This window comes from Mesorhizobium sp. M7A.F.Ca.MR.176.00.0.0 (genome assembly GCF_004023165.1).
GTDB lineage: Bacteria > Pseudomonadota > Alphaproteobacteria > Rhizobiales > Rhizobiaceae > Mesorhizobium.
On the sequence record NZ_RZTC01000009.1, the window covers coordinates 58,731 to 79,885 of the forward strand.

The window sequence follows — 21,155 nt, forward strand, 5'->3', positions numbered from 1 at the left end:
GTGATCGGTGAACGCATCAACCCGACCGGGCGCAAGAAGCTGGCCGCCGAGATGATCGCGGGCAATTTCGAGACCGTCATCAGGGACGCATTGGAGCAGGCAGCGTGCGGCGCCACCATGCTCGACGTCAACGCCGGCGTTACCTCGGTCAATCCGAACGAGACCGAACCCGGCCTTTTGGTGCAGACGCTGGAGATCGTGCAGGGGCTGGTCGACCTGCCGCTGTCGATCGACAGTTCCGTCACCGCCGCGATCGAAGCCGCACTCAAGGTTGCCAAGGGCCGTCCGCTGGTCAACTCCGTCACCGGTGAGGAAGAAAAGCTCGAAGCCATCCTGCCGCTGGTCAAGAAGTACAACGTGCCGGTCGTCGCCATCTCCAACGACGAGACCGGCATTTCAATGGATCCGGACGTGCGTTTCGCCGTCGCCAAGAAGATCGTCGAGCGCTGCGCCGATTTCGGCATTCCGGCGCATGACGTCGTCGTCGACCCGCTGGTGATGCCGATCGGCGCGCTGGGCGATGCCGGCCGCCAGGTCTTCGCGCTGCTGCGACGCCTGCGCGAAGAGCTCAAGGTCAACACCACCTGTGGCCTGTCCAACATCTCATTCGGCCTGCCGCATCGCCATGGCATCAACGCCGCCTTCATCCCGATGGTGATCGGCGCCGGCATGACCTCGGCGATCATGAACCCGGTGCGGCCGCAGGAGATGGAAGCCGTGCGCGGCGCCAATGTGCTGAACGGCACCGACGAGAACTGCACCAACTGGATCCGCACCTACAAGGATTACAAGCCGGCCGAAGGCGGCCAGGCGGTCGCCGCCCCGACGCAGGTCAATGCGCCGGGCGACGGCGCCGGCAATGGCGGCCGCCGCCGTGGCGGCCGTGAAGCCCGGATGGGCCGAGGATAAGCGCGCAATCGTGAACTCACCTGCCAACATCACCGACCCGCTCGTGCTGTTCATGCCGTCCGGCAAGCGCGGGCGTTTTCCTGTCGGCACGCCCGTGCTAGACGCCGCGCGCCAGCTCGGCGTCTACGTGGAAAGCGTCTGCGGCGGACGCGCCACCTGCGGGCGCTGCCAGATCGAAGTACAGGAAGGCAATTTCGCCAAGCATAAGATCACATCCTCCAACGACCACATCACGCCGAAGGGCGCCAAGGAAGAGCGCTATGAGCGCGTCCGCGGCCTGCCCGAACGGCGCCGCCTCTCCTGCTCGGCGCAGATCCTCGGCGACCTCGTCATCGACGTGCCGCAGGATACGGTCATCAACGCGCAGACCATCCGCAAGGATGCCGACACCAGGGTGATCGCCCGCGATGCGGCGATCCGCATGTGCTATGTCGAGATCGAAGAACCCGACATGCACAAGCCGCTTGGCGATCTCGACCGGCTGAAGATTGCGCTGATGCACGACTGGGGCCTGAAAAGCCTCGATTTCGATTTTCATCTGCTGCCGCAGGTGCAAGGCATCCTGCGCAAGGGCAACTGGACCGCGACCGCCGCCATCTACAAGGATGCCGATTCGGAGACCGCGCGCGTCGTAGCACTTTGGCCAGGCCTCAAGAACGAGGCCTACGGTCTCGCTTGCGACATCGGCTCGACCACCATCGCCATGCATCTGGTGTCGCTGCTGTCGGGCCGCGTCGCCGCCTCGTCCGGCACGTCGAACCCGCAGATCCGCTTCGGCGAGGATCTGATGAGCCGCGTCTCCTATGTGATGATGAATCCTGACGGCCGCGAAGGCATGACGGTCGCCGTGCGTGAGGCAATCTCCGGGCTGGTCGACAAGGTCTGCGCCGAAGGCAATGTCCAGCGCAACGATATCCTGGACAGCGTCTTCGTCGGCAATCCGATCATGCACCATCTGTTCCTCGGCATCGATCCGACCGAGCTTGGCGGCGCGCCCTTTGCACTGGCCGTTTCGGGCGCTGTGCACATCAAGGCATCCGACATCGGCCTGAAGCTCAACCAGGGCGCCAGGCTCTACATGCTGCCTTGCATCGCCGGCCATGTCGGAGCGGACGCGGCGGCGGTGACGCTGTCGGAAGGCCCGCATCGCCAGGACGAGATGATGCTGATCGTCGATGTCGGCACCAATGCCGAGATCGTGCTCGGCAATCGCCAGCGTGTGGTTGCGGCCTCCTCGCCCACCGGCCCTGCCTTCGAGGGTGCCGAAATCTCCGGCGGCCAGCGCGCAGCACCGGGCGCCATCGAGCGCGTGCGCATCGATCCCGACACGCTGGAACCAAAATACCGCGTCATCGGCTCTGAACTGTGGTCCGACGAGCCGGGCTTCCTGGAGAGCGTGCAGGCGACCGGCGTCACCGGCATATGCGGCTCCGGCATCATCGAAGTGGTGGCGGAGATGTATCTCGCCGGCATCATTTCCGAGGACGGCGTCATCGACGGCGGGCTTTCGGCCCGTTCGCCGCGCGTCACCGCCAACGGCCGCACCTTCTCCTACGTGCTGAAGGAAGGCTCTGCCGCATTGACGGAAGATGGGCCGAAGATCACCATCACCCAGACCGATGTGCGCGCCATTCAGCTTGCCAAGGCAGCGCTTTATGCCGGCACCAAGCTGTTGATGGAAAAGCAGAACACCGAGCATGTCGACCGCATCCATTTCGCCGGCGCCTTCGGCTCCTTCATCGATCCGAAATACGCCATGGTGCTCGGGCTGATCCCGGATTGCGATCTCGACAAGGTTTCGGCAGTCGGCAACGCTGCCGGTGCCGGTGCGCGCATGGCGCTGCTCAACCGCGGCTATCGCCGCGAGATCGAGGACACGGTCAGCAAGATCGAGAAGATCGAGACGGCGCTGGAGCCCAAATTCCAGGAGCATTTCGTCTACGCCATGGCGCTGCCCAACAAGGTCGATCCGTTCCCGAAACTGTCGGCGGCGGTAAAACTGCCGCCGCGCAAGACGGTCAGCGAGGACGGCGTTGCCGGCGACGCCGCTCCGCGACGGCGTTCGCGCGAAGGCCACGCCGCCAGGCGTGGACGGGAATAAGCGGCCGCGCCCAGGTCACGGCCTTTCCAAACTCATTTGCATGCAAATGTTTCCGGATCGCCTGATCCGGAAACCAAAAAGCTGTTTTCGTGAAATTCGCCAGATACATGGCAGGCGCATTCAACCGGCATCGAATGGCAGGCTGGAGATATCTTTCCAGCCGCCGCAACGCTCCAGAGGAGACAACGATGTCAATGCTCGAAAGCCTCGGCCGCTATGGCACGGCCATCAAGAATGCTCACGACCGCAGCAAGGCGCGACGCCTGTTGAACAGCCTGCCGCCCGAAATCCAGAAGGATATCGGCTGGCCGGTATCGCCGCGATCCAGCGAAAAGGCCGCACTTATCAACACGATCTGGAGCGCCGCGCGCTGATGACCTTCGCCGACAAATGCAAATTGCTCGGCATGCGTCGGGGATCTCGCATGTCCCCGGCGACCACCAGCAACCGGCTGCGTGCCGCACTTCTACCACGTCGCTGAGCACCGCGGGGCGGATCACACCACCGTGTAGATACGGCGCAAATCTTGACATTTTCGGCCACGGCACGATCTTCGAAGATAGTGGGGGTTCTCTTAGTCGGCTTTGCCGAAGTTCGTGTATTCGCATGCCAAGTTTGAAAAGCCATGTCGTGTCTTTCGTCCTGCGGCACAGCCGCAAGCAGGCATTTGCCAGTCCGGAAAATTTGCAGCGCTGGATCGCGGCCGCGCGCAAGACCGAGAACCACCGCCCGCCCGCCTCGTTGCATCAGCGTCTCGACATCGAGATGCATACGGTCGATGGCTTCCCCGTCTACGAAATCGCACCCAGGACCGGCGAGCAGAAGCGGATTCTCTACTTGCACGGCGGTGCCTATGTCTTTGAAATCACACCCTATCATTGGCACCTGATCGCCGAGATGGCGGATCGGCTGGGCTACGGGATCACGGTGCCGATCTATCCAATCGCTCCCGAACACGATTTCCATGCCATGTTCGGAATGGTTGGCGATGTCTACCGGCAGATGCTCGCCGAGACGGAAGCCGAAGACATCGTCTTCATGGGCGATTCCGCCGGCGGCAATATGGCTGTGGTGCTGACCATGATGGTCGCCGAAGAAGGACTGCCCCTGCCGTCGCGGCATGTGCTCATTTCGCCGGGTCTCGACGTGTCGCTCACCAACCCCGCAGTGTTCGAGGCGGAACGCAACGACCCTTGGCTGGGCATAGCTGGCGGAAGGGAGGCGATTCGCCTGTACAGTGCCGGCATCGATCCCAGCGACTGGCACATCAGCCCGGTCTATGGAGATTTGTCCGTGCTGCCAAGAACGCTGCTTTTGACCGGCTCGCGCGATCTTTTGACTCCCGACAATTTGATCTTCGCCGACAAAGCCCGCGCAGCCGGCGTTGAAATCGATCTTGTCTATGAGGAAGGCATGTTCCACGTCTGGCCGCTGATTGACATGCCGGAAGCCCGGCGCGCCCGCGAGCGCATCGTCGCCTTTCTCGGGGAGAGCCGGATCGTGCACGATACGAGAGTAAGGCCTGAACAGCGCCCCGCCGAAGCGGCGGAGTAGCTTTATACTATCGTCCTACCAGCCGGTCAGAACTTGCCGGTTTCCCGGAAGACTTCGAAAGTCGCGCGGATGTGGTCGGCAACGGCCTTGACCGGGGCACTGGCATCCGGCGCCACCACCATTGCCAGATTGTAGGTCCCGATGTCGGGCATGCCGTCCTTCGGGCAGAGTTCGACCATGTCATTGCCGAGGAACGACTTCGGCAATGGCGCCACGGCGAGATCGGACATGATCGCGGCGCGCTGGCCGGCCGTGTGTGCGCTCATATAGGCGATGCGGTAGTTGCGGCCCTCGCGGCCAAGCGCATCGAGCGCGCCGGCACGCCAGGCGCAGCCCTCTTCCCACAGCGATACCGGCAGCGGCTCGCGCAGATGCGCGCAACCGCCCTTGGCACCGGCCCAGACGATCGGCTCGGTCAGCAGCACCTCGGCGCCGAGCGCGCTGGTCTTGTAGGAATTGGTCAGCAGCGTGATGTCGAGCGCCCGGTCGTCCATGCGCCGGCGCAGATTGCTGCTCTGGTCGATGGTGACGTCGACGGCGATCGACGGATGCGACTGCGCGAAACGCTTCAACACATGCGGCAGCACGCGCTCACCGTAATCGTCCGGCGAGCCAAGCCGCACCACACCGACAATCTCGGGAATGATGAACTTCGACACCACCTCGCGATTGATGGACAGCAGCCGGCGGGCATAGCCGAGCAGCATCTCGCCGTCCGTCGTCAGCGACACCGAGCGAGCGTCGCGCGCGAACACGGAGCGGCCGAGAATGTCCTCGAGCTTCTTGATCTGCATGGAAACGGCTGACGGCGTGCGGAACACGGCATTGGCGGCGGTGGTGAAGCTGCCGGTCTCGGCAATCGCCACGAACGTGCGCAAAACATCGAGATCGAGCAGCGGCAGCGGATGATTGAGCGGGGCGTTCATGGCAACCGACCTTCAATTTTTCTGATACAAAACATCATTCCATTTCGTTTGATTGAACATCAGATTGGGAGGATAGTCAACTCCATCGAAGCAGTAGCTGCCACAAGCAGCCATGAAACGACCTCGACACAGACCTGCATTCGACACGAAATGAAGTTGAAACAAACCCGCAGTAGCCAACTCGCTGTCTGGCACTCGCCAACCCAAAGGAGAAAGAGATGTCTATCCTGTCGTCCCTTGGTCGCATCGCGACCGAATTCAGCGCGGCGCGCGCCCGCTACCAGACTGAACGCGCTATCCGCTCCCTGCCGATCGAACTGCAGAAGGACATCGGCTGGCCTGAAGCTTCCGATACCAAGACCGGTACTCGCAACGGCGTCGGATGCTGGGCTGGAGCAAAGTAGATCGTGTGTACCATGTGCTGAAGGCCTGCCGCGCAAACCGCCCGGCAGGCCTTCTCTATTTTATTTGCACTCAAATGAATTTTTAGAGCCATGTTTCCAGCGCATGACGCATATGAGAAAGCCGCATAGCAGCCCTCTTTTCAATTAATCCCTTGTAAATAATCGTAAATTTTGGGCACCTTGCCCAAATCTGTCGCAACCGATGTCGCATTTCATATCAAGCGCTTCGCTTTTGCGATTTAGTTTCTGCTTACACAAGCCTATATCGGCGCCAGCAAACGAGCTGCCCCACTCCATCAAGCGAAGGCGACCCGTCTGAGCAACAAATGGAGATGATTATGAAGCTTTTTGCACGCCTCTTTGCCCGCCGCGAAATGAACCTGACCACCGCTCTCGAGCGTCAGCGTCTCGCCAACACTATGCCCGGCCAGACCGGCGCCATGAATGCGGCGCGCCTCGGCTTCGTCGCCTGAAGATTTTTAGGGGCAGCGCATCCCTGCCGCTGCTTTAAAACTGTAACGCCGCCTGGCTCCAGCCAAGGCGGCGTTTTTGTTTTGCGCGCAGACTGTACGTTGCCCGTTGCTTGAACAGTTCACGTCACTTCTAGGGCTCGCTGCACGCCGATTGCCCATTTGCGACCCATGTCGCAAATTTAATCTTGTCGTAGCGGCGTAGCCGATTGACAGACATGGTTTTTCCTGATGTCGCTATGCTATTCGCGACATCCTGTTCGCGCCGTGGCTGTGTGAGGTTCCCTTGAACGCCGTAAAGCATCCGATCAAGCGATCGTTTGTATTCTTCCTTATTCCCGATTTCACCATGATCGCTTTTGCAACCGCGCTCGACCCGCTGCGCTCGGCCAATCGCATGCTCGGCTACGAGGCCTATCGCTGGCGCCTCGCCAGCATCGACGGCAAGCCGGTGCGCGCCTCGAACGGGGTCGAATGCGCGGTCAACACCTCGCTCGAGGACGAGCGCAAGAAGATGGCAGGCCCCGACCGGCCGAACATGGCCATCGTCTGCAGCGGCATCAATGTCGAGCGCTATCAGAACAAGTCCGCCTTCGCCTGGCTGCGCGAGGAATACAATCGCGGCGTCGCCGTCGGCGGCCTGTGCACCGGCGCGCATATCCTCGCCGCCGCCGGGCTTCTGTCCAACAAGCGCTGCGCCATCCACTGGGAGAACCTGCCGGGCTTTTCCGAAGCGTTCCCGAAGGCCAACGTCTTTGCCGACCTCTTCGAGATCGACCAGAACATCTACACCTGCGCCGGTGGCACCGCCGCACTCGACATGATGCTGAAGCTGATCGGCGACGACTTTGACGAGAACCTCGTCAACCGCGTCTGCGAGCAGGTGCTGACCGACCGCGTGCGCAGCCCCACCGACCGCCAGCGCCTGCCACTTCGCGCCCGCCTCGGCGTCCAGAACTCGAAAGTGCTGACCATCATCGAACTGATGGAGGGCAATCTGTCGGAGCCGCTGTCACTGATCGAGATCGCCGACCATGTCGACCTGTCGCGCCGCCAGATCGAACGGCTGTTCCGCACCGAGATGGGCCGCTCCCCCGCCCGCTATTATCTGGAAATCCGGCTCGACCGCGCCCGACATCTGCTGATCCAGTCGTCGATGCCGGTGGTCGAGGTGGCGGTCGCCTGCGGCTTCGTCTCGGCCTCGCATTTCTCCAAATGCTACCGAGAACTCTACGCCCGCTCGCCGCAACAGGAGCGCGTCGACCGCAAGCAGCTGCTGGCGGCGTGATCCGATACGCCTTAGAGAATTGTCATGACATTGTCTGGCAAAATGTGATATCCTTATGTCGAAAGGTGTCACATGACCACGAGAACGACTCGATCCGAAAAACTGGACTTGCGTCTTACCGTCGAGGCAAAGCGGACGCTCGCGACCGCAGCCGCCGTTGAACGCCGTTCGCTGAGTGATTTTGTCCTTGAAAGTGCACTTGGGCGCGCCGAGGAAACACTGGCGGACCGACACAGCTTCTCCCTCGACGCAGAAAAATGGGCTGCGTTCATGGCGGCGCTGGATGCCCCCACGCGAGATCTTCCGCGCCTGAAGCGCCTGCTGAGTAAACCGAGCATCTTTTCCGGCCGCGATCCAGCGTGAGCCGGTTTCGTATCGAGAAACTGGCTCGCACGCATCTGGTGGATGTGTTCGATTGCGGCGAACTGCCGCTCAATAGGTTTCTCGCCAGGTACGCACTTCAAAACCAGCAAGCAAATGCTTCGCAAACCTATATTGGTCTCTCCGGCGAAGATGTGGTCGGCTTCTATACGCTCGTGGTTGGTGAAGTCGCCTATGATGGTGCGCCCGAGCGGTTGACGAAAGGCCTTGCGCGCCATCCGGTTCCGATAATGCTGCTGGCGCGTCTCGCGGTCAGCCTGAACTGGCAGGGCAAAGGCGTTGGCCGCGGAATGCTGCGCGATGCCATCCTGCGCAGCCTGCAGGCGGCTGACATTGCAGGCATCCGCGCGGTGACCGTACATGCCAAGGATCACAACGCCCGCGCCTTTTACGAGCGTTATGGTTTCATTCAATCCCCAACCGACCCGCTACACCTCTATGTGCTTGTAAAGGATTTACGGAACCTTTGAGGCACACGTAATCGGTCTGCGCTCCGCCGCCTGAACCTCAGTAGTCGTCGCAGGTGCATTCCGCCGAGGAGATACGGTCGTTCCAGTCACTGCCGCCCAAATTGCGGATCCTGCGCGTGATCTCGATCGAGCGGCCGCCCATCCGAGAGTCCTCATAGGCCACGAGCGTGCAGCCGCGGCGAACGATCACCGACGACACACGGTCATTCCAAAACTGGCCGCCACGAAAATTTACGGAATCCTCGGCACCCATGCCGATGGACCGCCCGCGAAAATTCCCGTTCTCGAACATGATGCAGGCAGCCTGGTTGTATTGGGCGCTGGCGACGTCGGCATAAAGCACAGACGCGACTGCGGTCAGGATGGCAAGACGTCTCATCGGTGTTTCCTCGGTTTGGCCGCGCTCCTGGCTGGATCACGCGGCCGCCCAGTTTGCCACTGCTTCGGTAGCGGAGGCAAGCCTGGAGCGTAAGCCCGAACAGGTAGGCAGCGGGGCAAGAATGGGAGCCGGTTCGGCCAAAGATCACGCTCAACGGAGAAGAGCTTTAGCGGCTGTCGAACATCCAACTGCGGTTTCGCCACATTTTCTCACCGACCAGACAGTCGGTGGTGGACCTCTCCTGTGCCAATATCACCGGCGGATGCGCGGCTTCTTCCGTCGCCCATTGCGGCGAGGCCGGACCGGCGAGTTCCAGCACCAGTTTGCGACGGATGGCTTCGGGAAACTGCGTCCAGTCATTGACCGGGATCATGAAGGCTCCGGGACCGCCAATGACGCAGTCGCTGTAGTAGCGATCGAGATTGCTGACGTCGTAGGCACCGGTGATGCCGCCTCGCGTCATCAGCGGCAAGCCGTTGATGACGATGCCTTGCTTGATCAGCCCGTCGCGGGTCAGATTGACCGGCGCACCCTGGTTGTTGGGGCCGTCGCCCGAAATGTCGATGACCCGCTTCGTGCCCCGGTAGCCGCTTTCGGCGAACAGGTCGTTGCCGAACTCCAGCGCTCCGGAGATCGAGGTGCGCCGCGCGCTATTGGGCGGCTGCGCCGACAACTGCGCGACCACGCGCTCGGCGTCGGTGCGGCTGGCGATCACCGTCCACGGCACGATGACGCGCTGCCAGGTGGTGCCGGCCCATTCGACATAGGTAACGGCGATCTTGCCATAAGCGCCATCGGCAATGGCTTGCAGCACATTGTCGTGCGTCAGCGCCGCTGCGTAGCCATGACGCTGGATCTCGAGCTCTTCCGGTGACATCGACAGCGAGACATCGACGGCCAGCACCAGCTCGACATCGACGGGCTCGTCAGCAAGGGACGCGGGCGCCAACCAAAGCGTCAGCGCGAACGCGGCACAGCCCGAAAGCATATGTCTAGCACAGGCAAAAGCAGACATTCCGCAAGGGTAAGCGAAAACCGCCGGCTTAAAAAGAGAAAAGCCCGGCCGATGGCCAGGCTTTTGCCTTTATGCCCTTGCGCCTGCCAGCAATCAGCTGCGCGGCTTCAAATTCTCCGGATCGTAGAGCGGCTTGTAGCCGACGGCGGCGACTTCGACTGGATAGGTCTCGCCGAAATACTCGATCGTGAGCTTGCGGCCTTCCTGGGCGTACGCCCACGGCAGATAGGCAAGACCGATATTCTTGCCAATGGTCGGACCATAGGCCATCGAGGTGGTGAAAGACCGCCGGCCGAGTTCGTCTACCAGCGTTTCGCCGGTCTTCGGGTCCATCACCGGCATCGTGCCGACCGGATAGCGGGCCACGCCCTTCGCATCGACATTCTCGGTCATCACCAGCGTGCACAGCATGGCCGGCTGGTGCTCGCGAGCGCGATATTCGACATGCTTGGCCTTGCCGCAGAAATCGTTCTCCTTGACCTTCGGACGCGCAAGATCGGCTTCGAGCAGATTGTACTCGGTCAAAAGGTCGGCGTTCTGCAGCCGCAGGCTCTTTTCCATGCGGCGCGTGTTGGCATAGGTCTCAACGCCGAAGGGCATCACGCCGGTCGAGCGCAAGGCGTCCCAGACGGCCAGGCCGTCCTCGTAGCGCATGTGCAGCTCCCAGCCCTGCTCGCCGACATAGGAGATGCGGAAAGCGGTGACATCCTTGCCGCCGATCCGGACCGGCTTGATTGCCGCGAATGGGAAGTTCTCAACAGAGAGCCCGTCCGGATTTTCGACCACCTTCTGCAAGGTCGCCCGGGCGTTCGGCCCCCAGATGCCGATAGTGACGTATTTCTCGGTCACGTCGGTGATGGTGACGTCGAAACCTTTGTCCTGTGCCGTGCGGCGCATGTACTGGAAGTCGCGCGGACCGGCGTCCGCGCCGTCGATCAAACGACAGCGGTCGGCCATGCGGATGACGGTAAAGTCGGCGCGCACCATGCCTTCCTCGTCGAGGAAGTGGGTGTAGATGCCCTTGCCGATGTTGTTGTCTCCGCCGATCTTGGCCGCGCACAGCCATTCCAGCAGCGCGACATGGTCGGGACCTTCGATGTCGTACATGGCGAAATGCGACAGGTTGACGATGCCGCAATCCTCGCTCATCGCGAGATGTTCGGCATTGGAGACGCGCCAGAAATGGCGGTTGTCCCACTCATTCTCGCGCACCGGCACGCGGTTGCCGTATTTCTCCAAAAGGTGCTCGTTGGCGGCATAGCCGTGGGCGCGCTCCCAGCCGCCGAGCTCCATGAAATAACCGCCAAGTTCCTTCTCGCGCTCCCAGAACGGCGAGCGCCTGATATTGCGGGCCTTGGAGAACGGCTCGCGCGGATGCACCGCCGGATTGTAGACCTTCATCGCGGTCTCGGTGCAGCGATCCCAGATGAATTGCTCCTTGGTCTGGTGCGGATAGAACCGTGCATAGTCGATGGCATGGTGATCGATCGCGGTGCGGCCGTCGGTCATCCAGTCGGCGATCAGCTTGCCCATGCCGGGACCATCCTTGACCCAGATGGCGACGGCATACCAAAGGCCCCGCACCTTCTGGCTTTCGCCCATGGACGGGCCGCCATCAGCCGTCACCTGGAGAAGCCCGTTGAAGGAATGGCTCTCGTTATAGCCGAGTTCGCCGAGGATCGGCGTCAGTTCCATGGCGCGTTCGAGCGGTGCCAGGATCTGCTCCATGTCGAGGTCGCGCTGTGAGGGCGAAAGCCGCGCCTGGTCCTTCTCCAGCAGGTCGCGCGGATGGCAAAGGCGCGGATTGGTCTCTTCGTAGTAACCCCACTCGATCTGCCCGCCCTCGGCGGTCTTTGGATCGCCGGTGTCGCGCATATAGGCCGAGTTGCCCTGGTCGCGCAGCAGCGGCCAGCCGATCTCCTTGCCCGTGCCGGCGAACTCGTTGTAGGGGCCGAAGAAGGTCAGCGGATGGTCGATCGGCATGACCGGCAGGTCTTCGCCGACCATTTCCGCAATCAGCCGGCCCCAGATCCCGGCGCAGACGATGACATAGTCGGCCTCGATGGTGCCGCGGTCGGTCACCACGCCTGATATACGGCCATCCTTGACGACAAGCGACCGAGCCGACGTGTTGGCGAAGGATTTGAGCTTGCCGGACGCTTCCGCCTGATCGACCAGCTTGCCGGCGACCGTCTGCGAGCGCGGGATGACCAGACCGGCATCGGGATCCCAAAGGCCACCCTGGACAATCGCTTCTTCGATGAGTGGAAATTTCTCCTTGATCTCGGCCGGCTCGATCAGGCGGGCGCGCGTGCCAAACGCCTTGGCCGAGGCGATCTTGCGCTTGATCTCCTCCATGCGGCCGTCGTCGCCGACGCGCGCGACCTCAAGGCCGCCGATGCGCGCGTAGTGGCCCATCTTCTCGTAGAAATCGATGGAGTAGAGCGTCGTCCAGCACGACAGGAAATCGTGGCTGGTCGTGTAGCAGAAGTCGGAGGCGTGCGCCGTCGAGCCGATGTCGGTCGGGATGCCCGATTTGTCGATGCCGACAATGTCATCCCAGCCGCGTTCGATCAGGTGATGGGCGATCGATGCGCCGACGATACCGCCCAGGCCGACGATGACGACCTTCGCCTTTTTCGGAAACTCTGCCATTTGCCCGCGACTCCAAAGTGATAAAGCGGGCGGACTATAGGGCGGAGCGATGGGCCTGATGAAGCCTGTTTGCGACATTGGCAAAAAGCCGAGCGACCAGACGGCAGAATGCTTCCCGTCGGACCCTTGGCGGTTCGCCTTCCAAGGTGAAGGCTATAACTCAGGCGAAGGCCCAGATGTCCTCGGCCTGGAAGCCGACCTGATAACCTGCTGTCTTCAGCTTGACCACGACCTGGCCGATCTCGGCCGCGGGCAGCGCGCCGACCTCGACCTTGATCATGCCGGGACGGTAGCGCTTGAGGTCGAGCTGTTCGAAGACGATCCAGTCGGCGCCCTCGCAATCGACGAGAAAGGCGTCGATATGGGTGATGCCATTGCGGTCGAGCAGCGTCTGCAAGGTCTCGGATGGCACCTCGATGTCCCTGAGATGCGGCGCGAACTTGTTGAAGTTGGTGTCGGCCTCGCCCCAGGCATTCTTGCCCGACATCAGATTGGTGTCGGTGACCGACGAGCAGCCGATGAACTCGATGGGCAACGTGCCGGCCTCGAGCGCGGCGGCATCGAAAGTGTGGACGGTGATCGTGCCCTTTGTCTTCGTCACCGCCACCGGCTCGATGATGAACCGGCTGGTGTCGGGGTAGTTGGCGCGCAGTCGTTTCTGATTGTACGGGATCGGCTCGACCAACATCGCGCGTGCGCCAGCTATGCGGTGCAGCCACGGCGTCACATCGTCGAACAGCGCACCGTCGCAGGCACCGACATTGACCATCTGGAACGGTCGCCCTGCCCCACCAAATCGCGCCTTCAGCGCCGCCCTGGCCAGGAACTTCGTGCCGCGCAGCGACGGCCCGCGATCGAGAACACCACTTGGAAGACCAAGCGACAGGGCAACGCGCGCCAGACTGGATAGCGAACTCATGGCTTGTCTCCGGGAATGATTGGCAAGGGCGCGCGATTCTGGCCACGAGCCGCGGCTGCCCACAGCGCCATGAACGGCGTCGCCAGCAGCAGGAATGGCGGGATCAGATGCGGGAAATAGATGCGCGTGTCGTGGATCGGAAAGACGGTGAACTTCGCCAGCGCGCCGAGCACCAGTGCCGCAAACAGGATGCCGGCGCGGCGGTCGAGGCGGAAGCCGGCGCGGGCGGCGGCAAACCAGCCGGCCAGTGCCAGCACCGACACGCCGACCCAGCTGTTCAGGCTGACGGCACGCAGCAGCGAGGCGGCAAACGCCCTGAGATAGGCGGTGACCGAGAATGGCGGTTCGAACCCGTCCATATTGTAATGCTGCTCAATGCTGGAGAACCACAAATGCGGCCACCAGCCTGGATGATGAGCCCAGTGCGAAATGGCGAAATAGGCGACGAAGGAAGCGGCGAAGCCGGCCAGCGCGCCCCACGCCTTCTGCCGGAACGCAACCAGCAGCACGGCAAAAACAGCAAGGAAAACAATATTGTCCGGGCGCACCATGAAGGCGAGGAAAAGCAGGAGCGCCGTTGCCGCCTCGTAGCCGCGGACATAGGCATAAAGCCCGCCCAGCAACAGCGCCGACGTGAGCAGATCCGGCGTCGAGGCGCGCGCCGCATCGCCGCAATCGGCCATGATCAGCACCGCGCCGACCGCTGGCGCCAAAGCCAATGCCTTTTCCGAGCGCAGCCACAGCAGCGCGATCACGCCGAATAGCAGCACGGAGAACACTGACACCAGGCGCATCGCCTCGACTGGCGACATCACCGCGCTCATCGTCGACAGTATCTCGGCGTAGAGAAATTTGATCCGGTACATGCCGAGCAGTGAATGGAAGTCGGCGGCATTCTCCGCCATGTGACTGCGGAAGCCGCCGCCATCGTCGGTCAGCGCCTTATAGTCGCCTGCGGACACGCCCGATTTGACAGTGCTGTAGGCATAGTCATGCAGCGCCTGCGCATCGGGATAGGTGCCTTCCTCCGCTATAGCGAGATAGGGCAGCATGTCCCAGTTGGCGTCGGGCATCGCCCATGCGGTGAACGCTGTAAAAAGAATGTAAAGCGCGAAAGCCGCCGCGCCGATCGGTGCTGCCAGCCGCGCATAAGTCCCCTCGCCCCACGTCAGAACGGGCTCGGTGAGCCGGTCGACTGGGTTTTGTGGAGCGGGCGACTTGGTCAGCATCGTTGTATCCAGCGAGCGCTTAACGGACCTGGCTTTTGACGAAATCCTTCACGATTCCCACGATGCCGCGCGACAGCAGGCTGTCGAAGGCATCGACGAAGCGGTCGACATGCTCGCGCTGGCAGATCAGCGGCGGCTCGAGCCGGATGACGTTGCGGTTGTACTCGGTGAAGGCGACCAGCACATCGTAGTCGCGCAGCAGCAGCGCCCCGATGAAGCCCGACAGCGAACCCTTCAGCTTGTCGTCGAGCACGCTGACGATCGGCCGCAGCACCATCGGCAAGGTCTGCGAGAAGTCGTGGAACTCCAGGCCGATCATAAAACCCTTGCCGCGCACCTCCTTGATGATCTTCGGGTACTTTTCCCTGAGCGCCTGCAGGCGCTGCAGCAAATAGTCGCCGGTGACGGCGGCATTGTCGATCAGCCCCTCGTCGTAGAGCACGTTGAGCCCCTCGATCGAGGTGACGCAGGCCTCGCCCATGCCGCCGAAGGTCGCCATGGCATGGATCATCGCCGTTTTCGGCGTGCCATAGGCCTTCATATAAACCTCGCGCCGCGCGATCATCGCGCCGACCGCGGCCTTGCCGGCGCCAAGCGATTTGGCCAGCGCCGTCACATCGGGAATGACGCCGTAATGCTCGAAAGCATAGAAGCGGCCCGAACGGCCATAGCCGCACTGCACTTCGTCGGCGACCCACAACACGCCATACTGGTCGCACAGTGCGCGCAGCTTCTGCCAATATTCGGCCGGCGCCTGAATGATGCCGCCACCGCCCTGGATGGTTTCAAGCACGATGACGCCGACCTCCGGATCGGAGCGGAACAGGCGCTCGACCGCCTCGATGTCGGCGAACGGGATGCGAACCGTGTTTTCGGCCACCTTGAAGTCGGCGCGGTAAAGCTGGCCGTCGGTGATGCCCAGCACGCCTTTGGTCTTGCCGTGGAAGGAATTCTCGGCATAGACGATCTTCGGCCGCTTCGGACCGGCCGCGCGCTCGGCGAGCTTCACCGCCGCTTCCATCGCTTCCGAACCGGACGAGCCCAAAAATACCATGTCGAGATCGCCGGGCGAGCATTTGGCGATGTTGTGCGCAAGCGCTGCCGCATATTGCGACATGAAGGCGATGGCGATTTCCTGGCGCTTCTCTTCCTGGAATTTCTTGCGTGCTTCCAGGATGCGCGGATGATTGTGGCCAAAGGCCAGCGAACCGAAGCCGCCGAAGAAGTCGAGGATCTTGCGGCCGTTCTGGTCGATGTAGAACATGCCTTCGGCACGCTCGATCTTGATCTTGTGGAAGCCGAGCAGCTTCATGAAGTGCAGCTGGCCGGGGTTGAGATGCGCCTTGAACAGGTCGGTCATGCGGGCAACGTCCATCGCCTTGGCCTGCTCGACGCTGATCAAATCGGGCTTGGCGATGGTGGCGGGCGACAGCGACGGCGCGCTGACCATGGTGCGCAAATTGGTCTGTTCGGGCTTGGCCATGACGGTCATTTCAATCTCCTGTCTGCACGCACGACCAGGATCGAGCGCAACGAAAGCTGTTTTGCGAGCCGCTATTCGGCGGGCACATGTTTGGTGGCGACGGCGTGACCGGCTTTCTTTGCTCGGTACTCGCTGTAGGCGGCGATCAGCATGTCCTCGTCGCGATATTGCGGCACCCAGCCGAGCTGACGCCCGGCCTTGGACACGTCGAGCACGCAGTCCTCGTCGGCGATCAGATACTGTTCCGGGTCCATGATCGGCATGTTCAAGAGGTCGAGCAGGTCCAGCGTGCGCTTGACCGCCCAGCCCGGTGTTGGGATCAGGATCGATTTCGAGCCGGCATGCCTGATCAGATCGCCGAGCAATTTCTTGACCGGCGGCGGGTTGAGCGAACCCAGATTATAGGCCTCATTAGGCACACCGGCCTTCCAGGCCGCGCGCGCGGCCTCGGCGCAGTCGAACACCGAGATGAACTGATAGGGGTTCCTGCCCGAACCGATCATCGGCACCGGAAAATTCCAGTCGATCAGCTTGAACAGTTTCTCCAGAATGCCGAGCCGGCCGGGGCCGATGATCAGTCGCGGGCGAAACAGCGAGATCGACATGCCGCGCTTGCGCCATTCGGCGGCAAGCTCCTCTGTCTTCTGCTTCGACCAGCCATATTCGCCCAGCGGCGCCACCGGGTGCTCCTCGGTCATCGGCTGCGTGACCGTGTGGCCGTAGATCATGTCGGTCGTGTAGTGGACGAGTTTTGACGCACCGGCTCTGTCCATGGCCTGCATGATGTGCTCGGTCCCATGAAAATTCACCGGGAAGAAGAAATCGTGCCGCTTGGCGCGCACCTGGATCGGCGACAGCATCTTGGCCGACAGATTATAGACCATGTCGTCGGCCTTCAGCCCAACCGCCGCGACCGATGCAGGATCGGTGACGTCGCACTGGACAAAGCGGACAGTGCGGTAATGCGGCAGGTCGCTTTTGACGATATCGGCGACGACGACCTCTTCACCATCGGCCACAAGTTTCGGGGCGAGATGGCGGCCGACGAAACCGTCGCCGCCGAAAATCGCATGTCTCATCGAACAGTCTCGTTTGCTTGGATCTTGTCAGGCGTGATGGAAGCCGTCTGGTCTTCATGCCCTCGCTCGCCCAAATCCCGGCCACTTTGGGCGATCAGCACCGTGCCGACGCAGATGAAGGCGATGCCGGCGATGCGCCAGCCATTGAGGTCCTCGCGGAAGACGAAATAAGCGAAGATGGCGACGGCAACATAGGCGAGGCTGAGGAACGGATAGGCGAAGGAGAGCTCGACCTTGGACAGCACATAGAGATGCGATGCCATCGAGATGACGAAGGTACACAGGCCAAGGAACACCCAGGGGCTGAAAACGATCTGCAGCAACTTGACGAGCGGATTGACGCCCTCGAACGAGATCGGCCCGAGCGACATCATGCCTTGCTTCAGCATCAGCTGCGCGGCGGCATTGGTCATGACTGTAAAGAGAATGAAGACGATGTATTTCATGTGTTCCAAGCCACCCCTTCACGCTTGCTATTACAAACCCGCAAACATTTGGTGAAGTCCCGACAATATTTTGAGTAAATCGCGTTATTAAGCATCAATTAACCAGGAATTATTCGAGTTTTATCTATTCGGCCGCCTCGACCGAGCCTCGTCGCGCATCCAACCTCTTCGCGGTGCGCGCCCAGAAGTCAGACATGAAGGCGTGGTCGCGGAGCGCTTCCAGCCGCTGCCATTCGGGAAAGGACGAGGCGAATATCTCGGCGGCCATGCGGGCGTCCTTGTATGGATTGACCGCGCCGCCGGCCTCGACCGTGATGCGGTCGAGTTCCCGCAGCAATGTCAGTGTCGCGGCACCCCTGTTGGGGAAATCCAGCGTCAGCGTGTAGCCAGGGCGCGGGAACGACAGCAGTGCCGGCGAGCGGATGGAGCCAAAGCGCTTCAGCACGGTGAGGAACGAGCCCTGCCCTGCTTGCCTTGCAGCCGCCAGCAATGCCGGCACGGCCTCGCGCGCCGTCTCTTCCGGCACCACGCTCTGGTGCTGGAAAAGCCCTTTCGGCCCATAAAGCCGGTTCCAGTCGCGCACGCCGTCGAGCGGGAAGAAGAAGCCCTGATATCCGGCCTGGCGCGGCACCGTTGCCCGGCTCTTCCTCCACCTGTAGGCAGCGTTGAAGGCGGTCAGGAACGGCCGGTTGAGCACATTGAATGGCGGCTGGACCGGCACCGAGAAATTGCCACCGGCGCGCGAGGCGGCATGCGAGCCGTGCTCGGCGTGATTACCAGTGAACAGCAGGCCGCGACCGCTGTTGCGGCCATCGGCCAACTGGTCGATCCAGGCGACCGCATATTCATTGGCTTGATCGGCCGCCTCGGCCAAACCGAAGAATTCGTAGAGATCGCGAAACGGGGTCGCCTTTTCGACGATGTCGAGCGAATGCACCCGCATCAGCCGGATCGAGGCCGACAGGATGAGGCCGGTCAGCCCCATGCCGCCGATCGTTGCCGCAAACAGCCGCGCATTGTCCGATGCCGAGCAGCGGTGGGTCTTTCCGTCGGACCTGAGCAGCGTGAAGCTCTCGACATGGCAGCCGAATGTCCCGCGCCGATGATGGTTCTTGCCATGCACGTCGTTTGCGATGGCGCCACCCAGCGTGATGAATTGGGTGCCGGGCACAACCGCCGGGAAGAAGCCGTGTGGGGCAGCGTGGGCGATGATGTCGGACAACAGCACGCCGGCATCCGCCTCGAGAACACCGGTTTCGGCGTTGAAGGCACGAATCCGGTTCAGCGAGCGCATGTCGACGACCGCGCCGGCCGCGTTCTGGCAGGAATCGCCGTAGGAGCGGCCATTGCCATAGGCAAGCAGTGACGCTGGCTTGGCCTGACCGCCCTTCAGCAGCGAGATAGCCTCGTCGGCACCGATGGCGCGCGGCGCCGGCGGCGTAGCAAGGCCAAAGCTCGGGAACCGCTCAGTGGCCATGCCTACCAGCCCCCGATGACCAGCATCACTGCACCGATCAGCACAACGATCTGGCTGCGCCAGTCGCGGATGATGAAGACGACCGGATCGTCATGCATCTCGTTGCGGCGCGCCAGGATCCAGACGCGCATGGTGAGATAAAGCACGATCGGTGCCAGCGGCCAGATCAGCCATGGATGCGGATAGAGCTCGCGCACCGCGACACTGTCCATGTAGAGCGCCAGCACCAGCGCCGAGGAGAAGGCCGAAGCCATGCCGGCCTGGGCGACGATCTCCTGGTCTTCGGTGCGATAGCCGCGGCCGGCAATGCGCTCGCCAGGCGGAATGGCGGTGGTGCGCAGTTCGACGAAGCGCTTCACCAGCGCCAGCGACAGGAAGAAGAAGATAGAGAAGGCCAGCAGCCAGAACGAGACGTCGACGCCGGTCGCCGCCGCACCGGCCAGGACGCGGATCGTGTAGAGGCCGGCGAGTGTCAGCACATCGACCAGCAGCATGCGCTTGAACGACAGCGAATAGGCCGTCGTGACGACCATATAGCCGCCGAGCACAGCCATGAATTCGGGCGACAGGAACAGCCCGGTGCCGATGCCGATCGCCAGAAGCACCGCGATTGCGCCAAGTCCGAACGGGATCGACAGCGCACCGCTGGCGAACGGCCTGTTGCGCTTGGTGAGGTGTTTGCGATCGAGCGCGAGGTCGAAGAAATCGTTGAGGATATAGATGGCCGACGCCACCGCACTGAACGAGACGAATGCCAGCAGGCATTGCCAGATCATGTCGGTGTTGAAATATTCATGCGAGAGCACCATCGGCACTGCGATCAGCGAATTCTTCAGCCACTGATGGACACGCAGCATCTTGACGATGGTCCGCAAAGTCGGCTTCGGCGCCGGCATCGTCTCGGCGCCATGCGCTGCCTGCCAGCGCGCGGCATGGCGGTCGGGCGCGACGACGATGGCGTTGCGCGCTGCATCGAAGACCTGGAGATCGTGACGGCTGTTGCCGGCATAGTCGAAACCGCCATCGCCATAGGCTGCGATCAGCGAAGCGCGCTTCCTGCCCGAGGTGAGATTGGCGAGACCATCGGTGGCCAGCACCTGGTCGAAAATGCCGAGATGGGCCGCGATGGCGTCGGCGAACTTGCGCGGCGTACCGGTTGCCAGCACGATCTTGCGGCCCTCGGCGTGTTCGGTCCGGAGGCGGCAAAGCAGCACTTCGCGATAGGGCAGCGATGCCGGATCGATGTCGATGCGTTGCGCGATTGCCTGCTTCAGCCGCGCCGGCCCGCCGGCGATCCAGAACGGTACCAGGAAGATATAGAGCGGGTTCTTCTTGAGAAGGATGAACAGCCCTTCCCACAACAGATCGGTCGCGATCAGCGTGCCGTCGAGATCGACCGCAAGCGGTATTGCGTTCCTGTCCGACCGCGCATCCATGTCCGTTCTGCCCTGCCCGCGTAGAGTTGCGCGCCGCTTTCCGGCGTCTTGAGGCTGGTATAGCGGGCGATGGCGTAGCGAACGTTAAAACGCCCGGTTGCAGACGGCTGCCGTGACGGTATTTCCGGCGTCATTGTTAAGCAACTGCTACCGGAAACAATAAAAGGCCGAGCAAATGCCCGGCCCTCAAGATATGCAACCGGAATTACTTGATTCGGGCGACGCCGCCCGAGATTTCGATGGTTTCCGAACCGGTCAGAGCTTCGAGGTCGCCGTTCGGCAAGGTGACGAAACAGCCATTCGGGCAGAACTCAACCGTTTCGCCACCAGCCAGCGCGAGGTCGGTCTTGCTGCCGCCCTCGGTCACGACCAGCGTGCGGGTCTCGGCGTCCTTGTTGACCGCGCTTGCGGCATGGACCGAGCCGATGGCGGCGACCAGGGCGACGGCAGCGACGAGAGACTTCCACATGGTGCAATATCGGTGTTCCCACCGCCTCTGTTGCATTTCGCAAGGCAATTTCGCCTTTGCATGGG

Annotated in this window: 21 protein-coding genes; 9 read left to right on the plus strand and 12 right to left on the minus strand. The window is 62.0% G+C overall.

Going from position 1 to position 21,155, the window contains the following annotated elements:
• The 4 genes from EOB59_RS05665 to EOB59_RS05680 form a co-directional block, all read left to right on the plus strand.
• Positions 1–909 (plus strand): methyltetrahydrofolate cobalamin methyltransferase (locus tag EOB59_RS05665; RefSeq protein WP_245486536.1); only part of this gene is annotated, 909 nt, incomplete at its 5' end.
• The gene (locus tag EOB59_RS05670; protein ID WP_128287876.1) at positions 860–3,010 is read left to right on the plus strand and encodes an ASKHA domain-containing protein; all 2,151 of its coding nucleotides are present in this window, start codon (positions 860–862) and stop codon (positions 3,008–3,010) included. The genes EOB59_RS05665 and EOB59_RS05670, both read left to right, overlap by 50 nt.
• Positions 3,011–3,198: 188 nt before the next feature.
• A complete protein-coding gene (locus EOB59_RS05675) occupies positions 3,199–3,384 on the plus strand; it encodes a hypothetical protein (protein WP_127258513.1) in 186 nt (61 codons plus the stop codon).
• 232 nt (positions 3,385–3,616) lie between these two features.
• Complete coding sequence (locus tag EOB59_RS05680; protein WP_128287895.1) at positions 3,617–4,564, plus strand: alpha/beta hydrolase; 948 nt, start codon at positions 3,617–3,619, stop codon at positions 4,562–4,564.
• A gap of 26 nt (positions 4,565–4,590) precedes the next feature.
• Here the strand turns inward: EOB59_RS05680 and EOB59_RS05685 are convergent, their stop codons facing one another.
• Complete coding sequence (locus EOB59_RS05685) at positions 4,591–5,490, minus strand: LysR substrate-binding domain-containing protein (RefSeq protein ID WP_013531163.1); 900 nt, start codon at positions 5,488–5,490, stop codon at positions 4,591–4,593.
• A 218-nt stretch (positions 5,491–5,708) separates the two neighbouring features.
• On the opposite strand from EOB59_RS05685, the gene EOB59_RS05690 reads away from it, so the two are divergent.
• The 5 genes from EOB59_RS05690 (at position 5,709) to EOB59_RS05715 (ending at position 8,503) form a co-directional block, all read left to right on the plus strand.
• Entirely contained in the window at positions 5,709–5,894 is a 186-nt protein-coding gene (locus EOB59_RS05690; protein ID WP_128287877.1) for a hypothetical protein, read from the plus strand.
• 338 nt (positions 5,895–6,232) lie between these two features.
• A complete protein-coding gene (locus EOB59_RS37150) occupies positions 6,233–6,367 on the plus strand; it encodes a hypothetical protein (RefSeq protein ID WP_013531161.1) in 135 nt (44 codons plus the stop codon).
• A 346-nt stretch (positions 6,368–6,713) separates the two neighbouring features.
• Positions 6,714–7,652, plus strand: coding sequence for a GlxA family transcriptional regulator (locus EOB59_RS05705; RefSeq protein ID WP_348625597.1), 939 nt, complete (start codon positions 6,714–6,716; stop codon positions 7,650–7,652).
• Between the two features lie 72 nt (positions 7,653–7,724).
• Positions 7,725–8,015, plus strand: a complete 291-nt coding sequence (locus EOB59_RS05710) for a DUF1778 domain-containing protein (protein WP_128287878.1) — start codon at positions 7,725–7,727, stop codon at positions 8,013–8,015.
• Positions 8,012–8,503, plus strand: coding sequence for a GNAT family N-acetyltransferase (locus EOB59_RS05715; RefSeq protein ID WP_128287879.1), 492 nt, complete (start codon positions 8,012–8,014; stop codon positions 8,501–8,503). The genes EOB59_RS05710 and EOB59_RS05715 overlap by 4 nt, the downstream gene beginning before the upstream one ends.
• Before the next feature lie 37 nt (positions 8,504–8,540).
• On the opposite strand, the gene EOB59_RS05720 is transcribed toward EOB59_RS05715, so the two are convergent.
• From EOB59_RS05720 to EOB59_RS05770, 11 genes are all read right to left on the minus strand, one after another.
• Positions 8,541–8,882, minus strand: coding sequence for a peptidase inhibitor family I36 protein (locus tag EOB59_RS05720; protein WP_023812325.1), 342 nt, complete (start codon positions 8,880–8,882; stop codon positions 8,541–8,543).
• A gap of 166 nt (positions 8,883–9,048) precedes the next feature.
• Complete coding sequence (locus EOB59_RS05725; RefSeq protein ID WP_128287880.1) at positions 9,049–9,897, minus strand: DUF1194 domain-containing protein; 849 nt, start codon at positions 9,895–9,897, stop codon at positions 9,049–9,051.
• Between the two features lie 93 nt (positions 9,898–9,990).
• Positions 9,991–12,552: an FAD-dependent oxidoreductase gene (locus tag EOB59_RS05730; protein WP_128287881.1), complete on the minus strand. Its 2,562-nt coding sequence runs from the start codon at positions 12,550–12,552 to the stop codon at positions 9,991–9,993.
• 160 nt (positions 12,553–12,712) lie between these two features.
• On the minus strand, positions 12,713–13,471 hold the full coding sequence (locus EOB59_RS05735; protein ID WP_128287882.1) for an FkbM family methyltransferase: 759 nt from the start codon (positions 13,469–13,471) through the stop codon (positions 12,713–12,715).
• On the minus strand, positions 13,468–14,700 hold the full coding sequence (locus EOB59_RS05740; protein ID WP_128287883.1) for a DUF2029 domain-containing protein: 1,233 nt from the start codon (positions 14,698–14,700) through the stop codon (positions 13,468–13,470). Before EOB59_RS05740 ends, EOB59_RS05735 begins: the two co-directional genes overlap by 4 nt.
• Before the next feature lie 19 nt (positions 14,701–14,719).
• Positions 14,720–16,150, minus strand: a complete 1,431-nt coding sequence (locus EOB59_RS05745) for an aspartate aminotransferase family protein (RefSeq protein WP_236383382.1) — start codon at positions 16,148–16,150, stop codon at positions 14,720–14,722.
• Positions 16,151–16,254: 104 nt separating this feature from the next.
• Entirely contained in the window at positions 16,255–17,262 is a 1,008-nt protein-coding gene (locus tag EOB59_RS05750; RefSeq protein WP_128287884.1) for an NAD(P)-dependent oxidoreductase, read from the minus strand.
• Positions 17,259–17,708, minus strand: coding sequence for an EamA family transporter (locus EOB59_RS05755; protein ID WP_127397099.1), 450 nt, complete (start codon positions 17,706–17,708; stop codon positions 17,259–17,261). The genes EOB59_RS05750 and EOB59_RS05755 overlap by 4 nt, the downstream gene beginning before the upstream one ends.
• A gap of 124 nt (positions 17,709–17,832) precedes the next feature.
• Complete coding sequence (locus EOB59_RS05760; protein WP_128287885.1) at positions 17,833–19,185, minus strand: FAD-binding oxidoreductase; 1,353 nt, start codon at positions 19,183–19,185, stop codon at positions 17,833–17,835.
• Between the two features lie 2 nt (positions 19,186–19,187).
• Complete coding sequence (locus EOB59_RS05765; RefSeq protein WP_127330329.1) at positions 19,188–20,621, minus strand: UbiA family prenyltransferase; 1,434 nt, start codon at positions 20,619–20,621, stop codon at positions 19,188–19,190.
• A 205-nt stretch (positions 20,622–20,826) separates the two neighbouring features.
• Positions 20,827–21,090 (minus strand): hypothetical protein, encoded by a 264-nt coding sequence (locus EOB59_RS05770; RefSeq protein WP_164748978.1) that lies wholly within the window; start codon positions 21,088–21,090, stop codon positions 20,827–20,829.
• Positions 21,091–21,155 lie beyond the last annotated feature (65 nt).

Coding starts and splice junctions, on each gene's coding strand:
- EOB59_RS05735 (WP_128287882.1), bottom strand. CDS start 13,471: ATGAGTTCGCTATCCAGTCTGGCGCGCGTTGCCCTGTCGCTTGGTCTT.
- EOB59_RS05765 (WP_127330329.1), bottom strand. CDS start 20,621: ATGGATGCGCGGTCGGACAGGAACGCAATACCGCTTGCGGTCGATCTC.
- EOB59_RS05720 (WP_023812325.1), bottom strand. CDS start 8,882: ATGAGACGTCTTGCCATCCTGACCGCAGTCGCGTCTGTGCTTTATGCC.
- EOB59_RS05690 (WP_128287877.1), top strand. CDS start 5,709: ATGTCTATCCTGTCGTCCCTTGGTCGCATCGCGACCGAATTCAGCGCG.
- EOB59_RS05730 (WP_128287881.1), bottom strand. CDS start 12,552: ATGGCAGAGTTTCCGAAAAAGGCGAAGGTCGTCATCGTCGGCCTGGGC.
- EOB59_RS05705 (WP_348625597.1), top strand. CDS start 6,714: ATGATCGCTTTTGCAACCGCGCTCGACCCGCTGCGCTCGGCCAATCGC.
- EOB59_RS05760 (WP_128287885.1), bottom strand. CDS start 19,185: ATGGCCACTGAGCGGTTCCCGAGCTTTGGCCTTGCTACGCCGCCGGCG.
- EOB59_RS05755 (WP_127397099.1), bottom strand. CDS start 17,708: ATGAAATACATCGTCTTCATTCTCTTTACAGTCATGACCAATGCCGCC.
- EOB59_RS05750 (WP_128287884.1), bottom strand. CDS start 17,262: ATGAGACATGCGATTTTCGGCGGCGACGGTTTCGTCGGCCGCCATCTC.
- EOB59_RS05675 (WP_127258513.1), top strand. CDS start 3,199: ATGTCAATGCTCGAAAGCCTCGGCCGCTATGGCACGGCCATCAAGAAT.
- EOB59_RS05770 (WP_164748978.1), bottom strand. CDS start 21,090: ATGTGGAAGTCTCTCGTCGCTGCCGTCGCCCTGGTCGCCGCCATCGGC.
- EOB59_RS05710 (WP_128287878.1), top strand. CDS start 7,725: ATGACCACGAGAACGACTCGATCCGAAAAACTGGACTTGCGTCTTACC.
- EOB59_RS05685 (WP_013531163.1), bottom strand. CDS start 5,490: ATGAACGCCCCGCTCAATCATCCGCTGCCGCTGCTCGATCTCGATGTT.
- EOB59_RS05680 (WP_128287895.1), top strand. CDS start 3,617: ATGCCAAGTTTGAAAAGCCATGTCGTGTCTTTCGTCCTGCGGCACAGC.
- EOB59_RS37150 (WP_013531161.1), top strand. CDS start 6,233: ATGAAGCTTTTTGCACGCCTCTTTGCCCGCCGCGAAATGAACCTGACC.
- EOB59_RS05670 (WP_128287876.1), top strand. CDS start 860: ATGGCGGCCGCCGCCGTGGCGGCCGTGAAGCCCGGATGGGCCGAGGAT.
- EOB59_RS05740 (WP_128287883.1), bottom strand. CDS start 14,700: ATGCTGACCAAGTCGCCCGCTCCACAAAACCCAGTCGACCGGCTCACC.
- EOB59_RS05745 (WP_236383382.1), bottom strand. CDS start 16,150: ATGGTCAGCGCGCCGTCGCTGTCGCCCGCCACCATCGCCAAGCCCGAT.
- EOB59_RS05725 (WP_128287880.1), bottom strand. CDS start 9,897: ATGTCTGCTTTTGCCTGTGCTAGACATATGCTTTCGGGCTGTGCCGCG.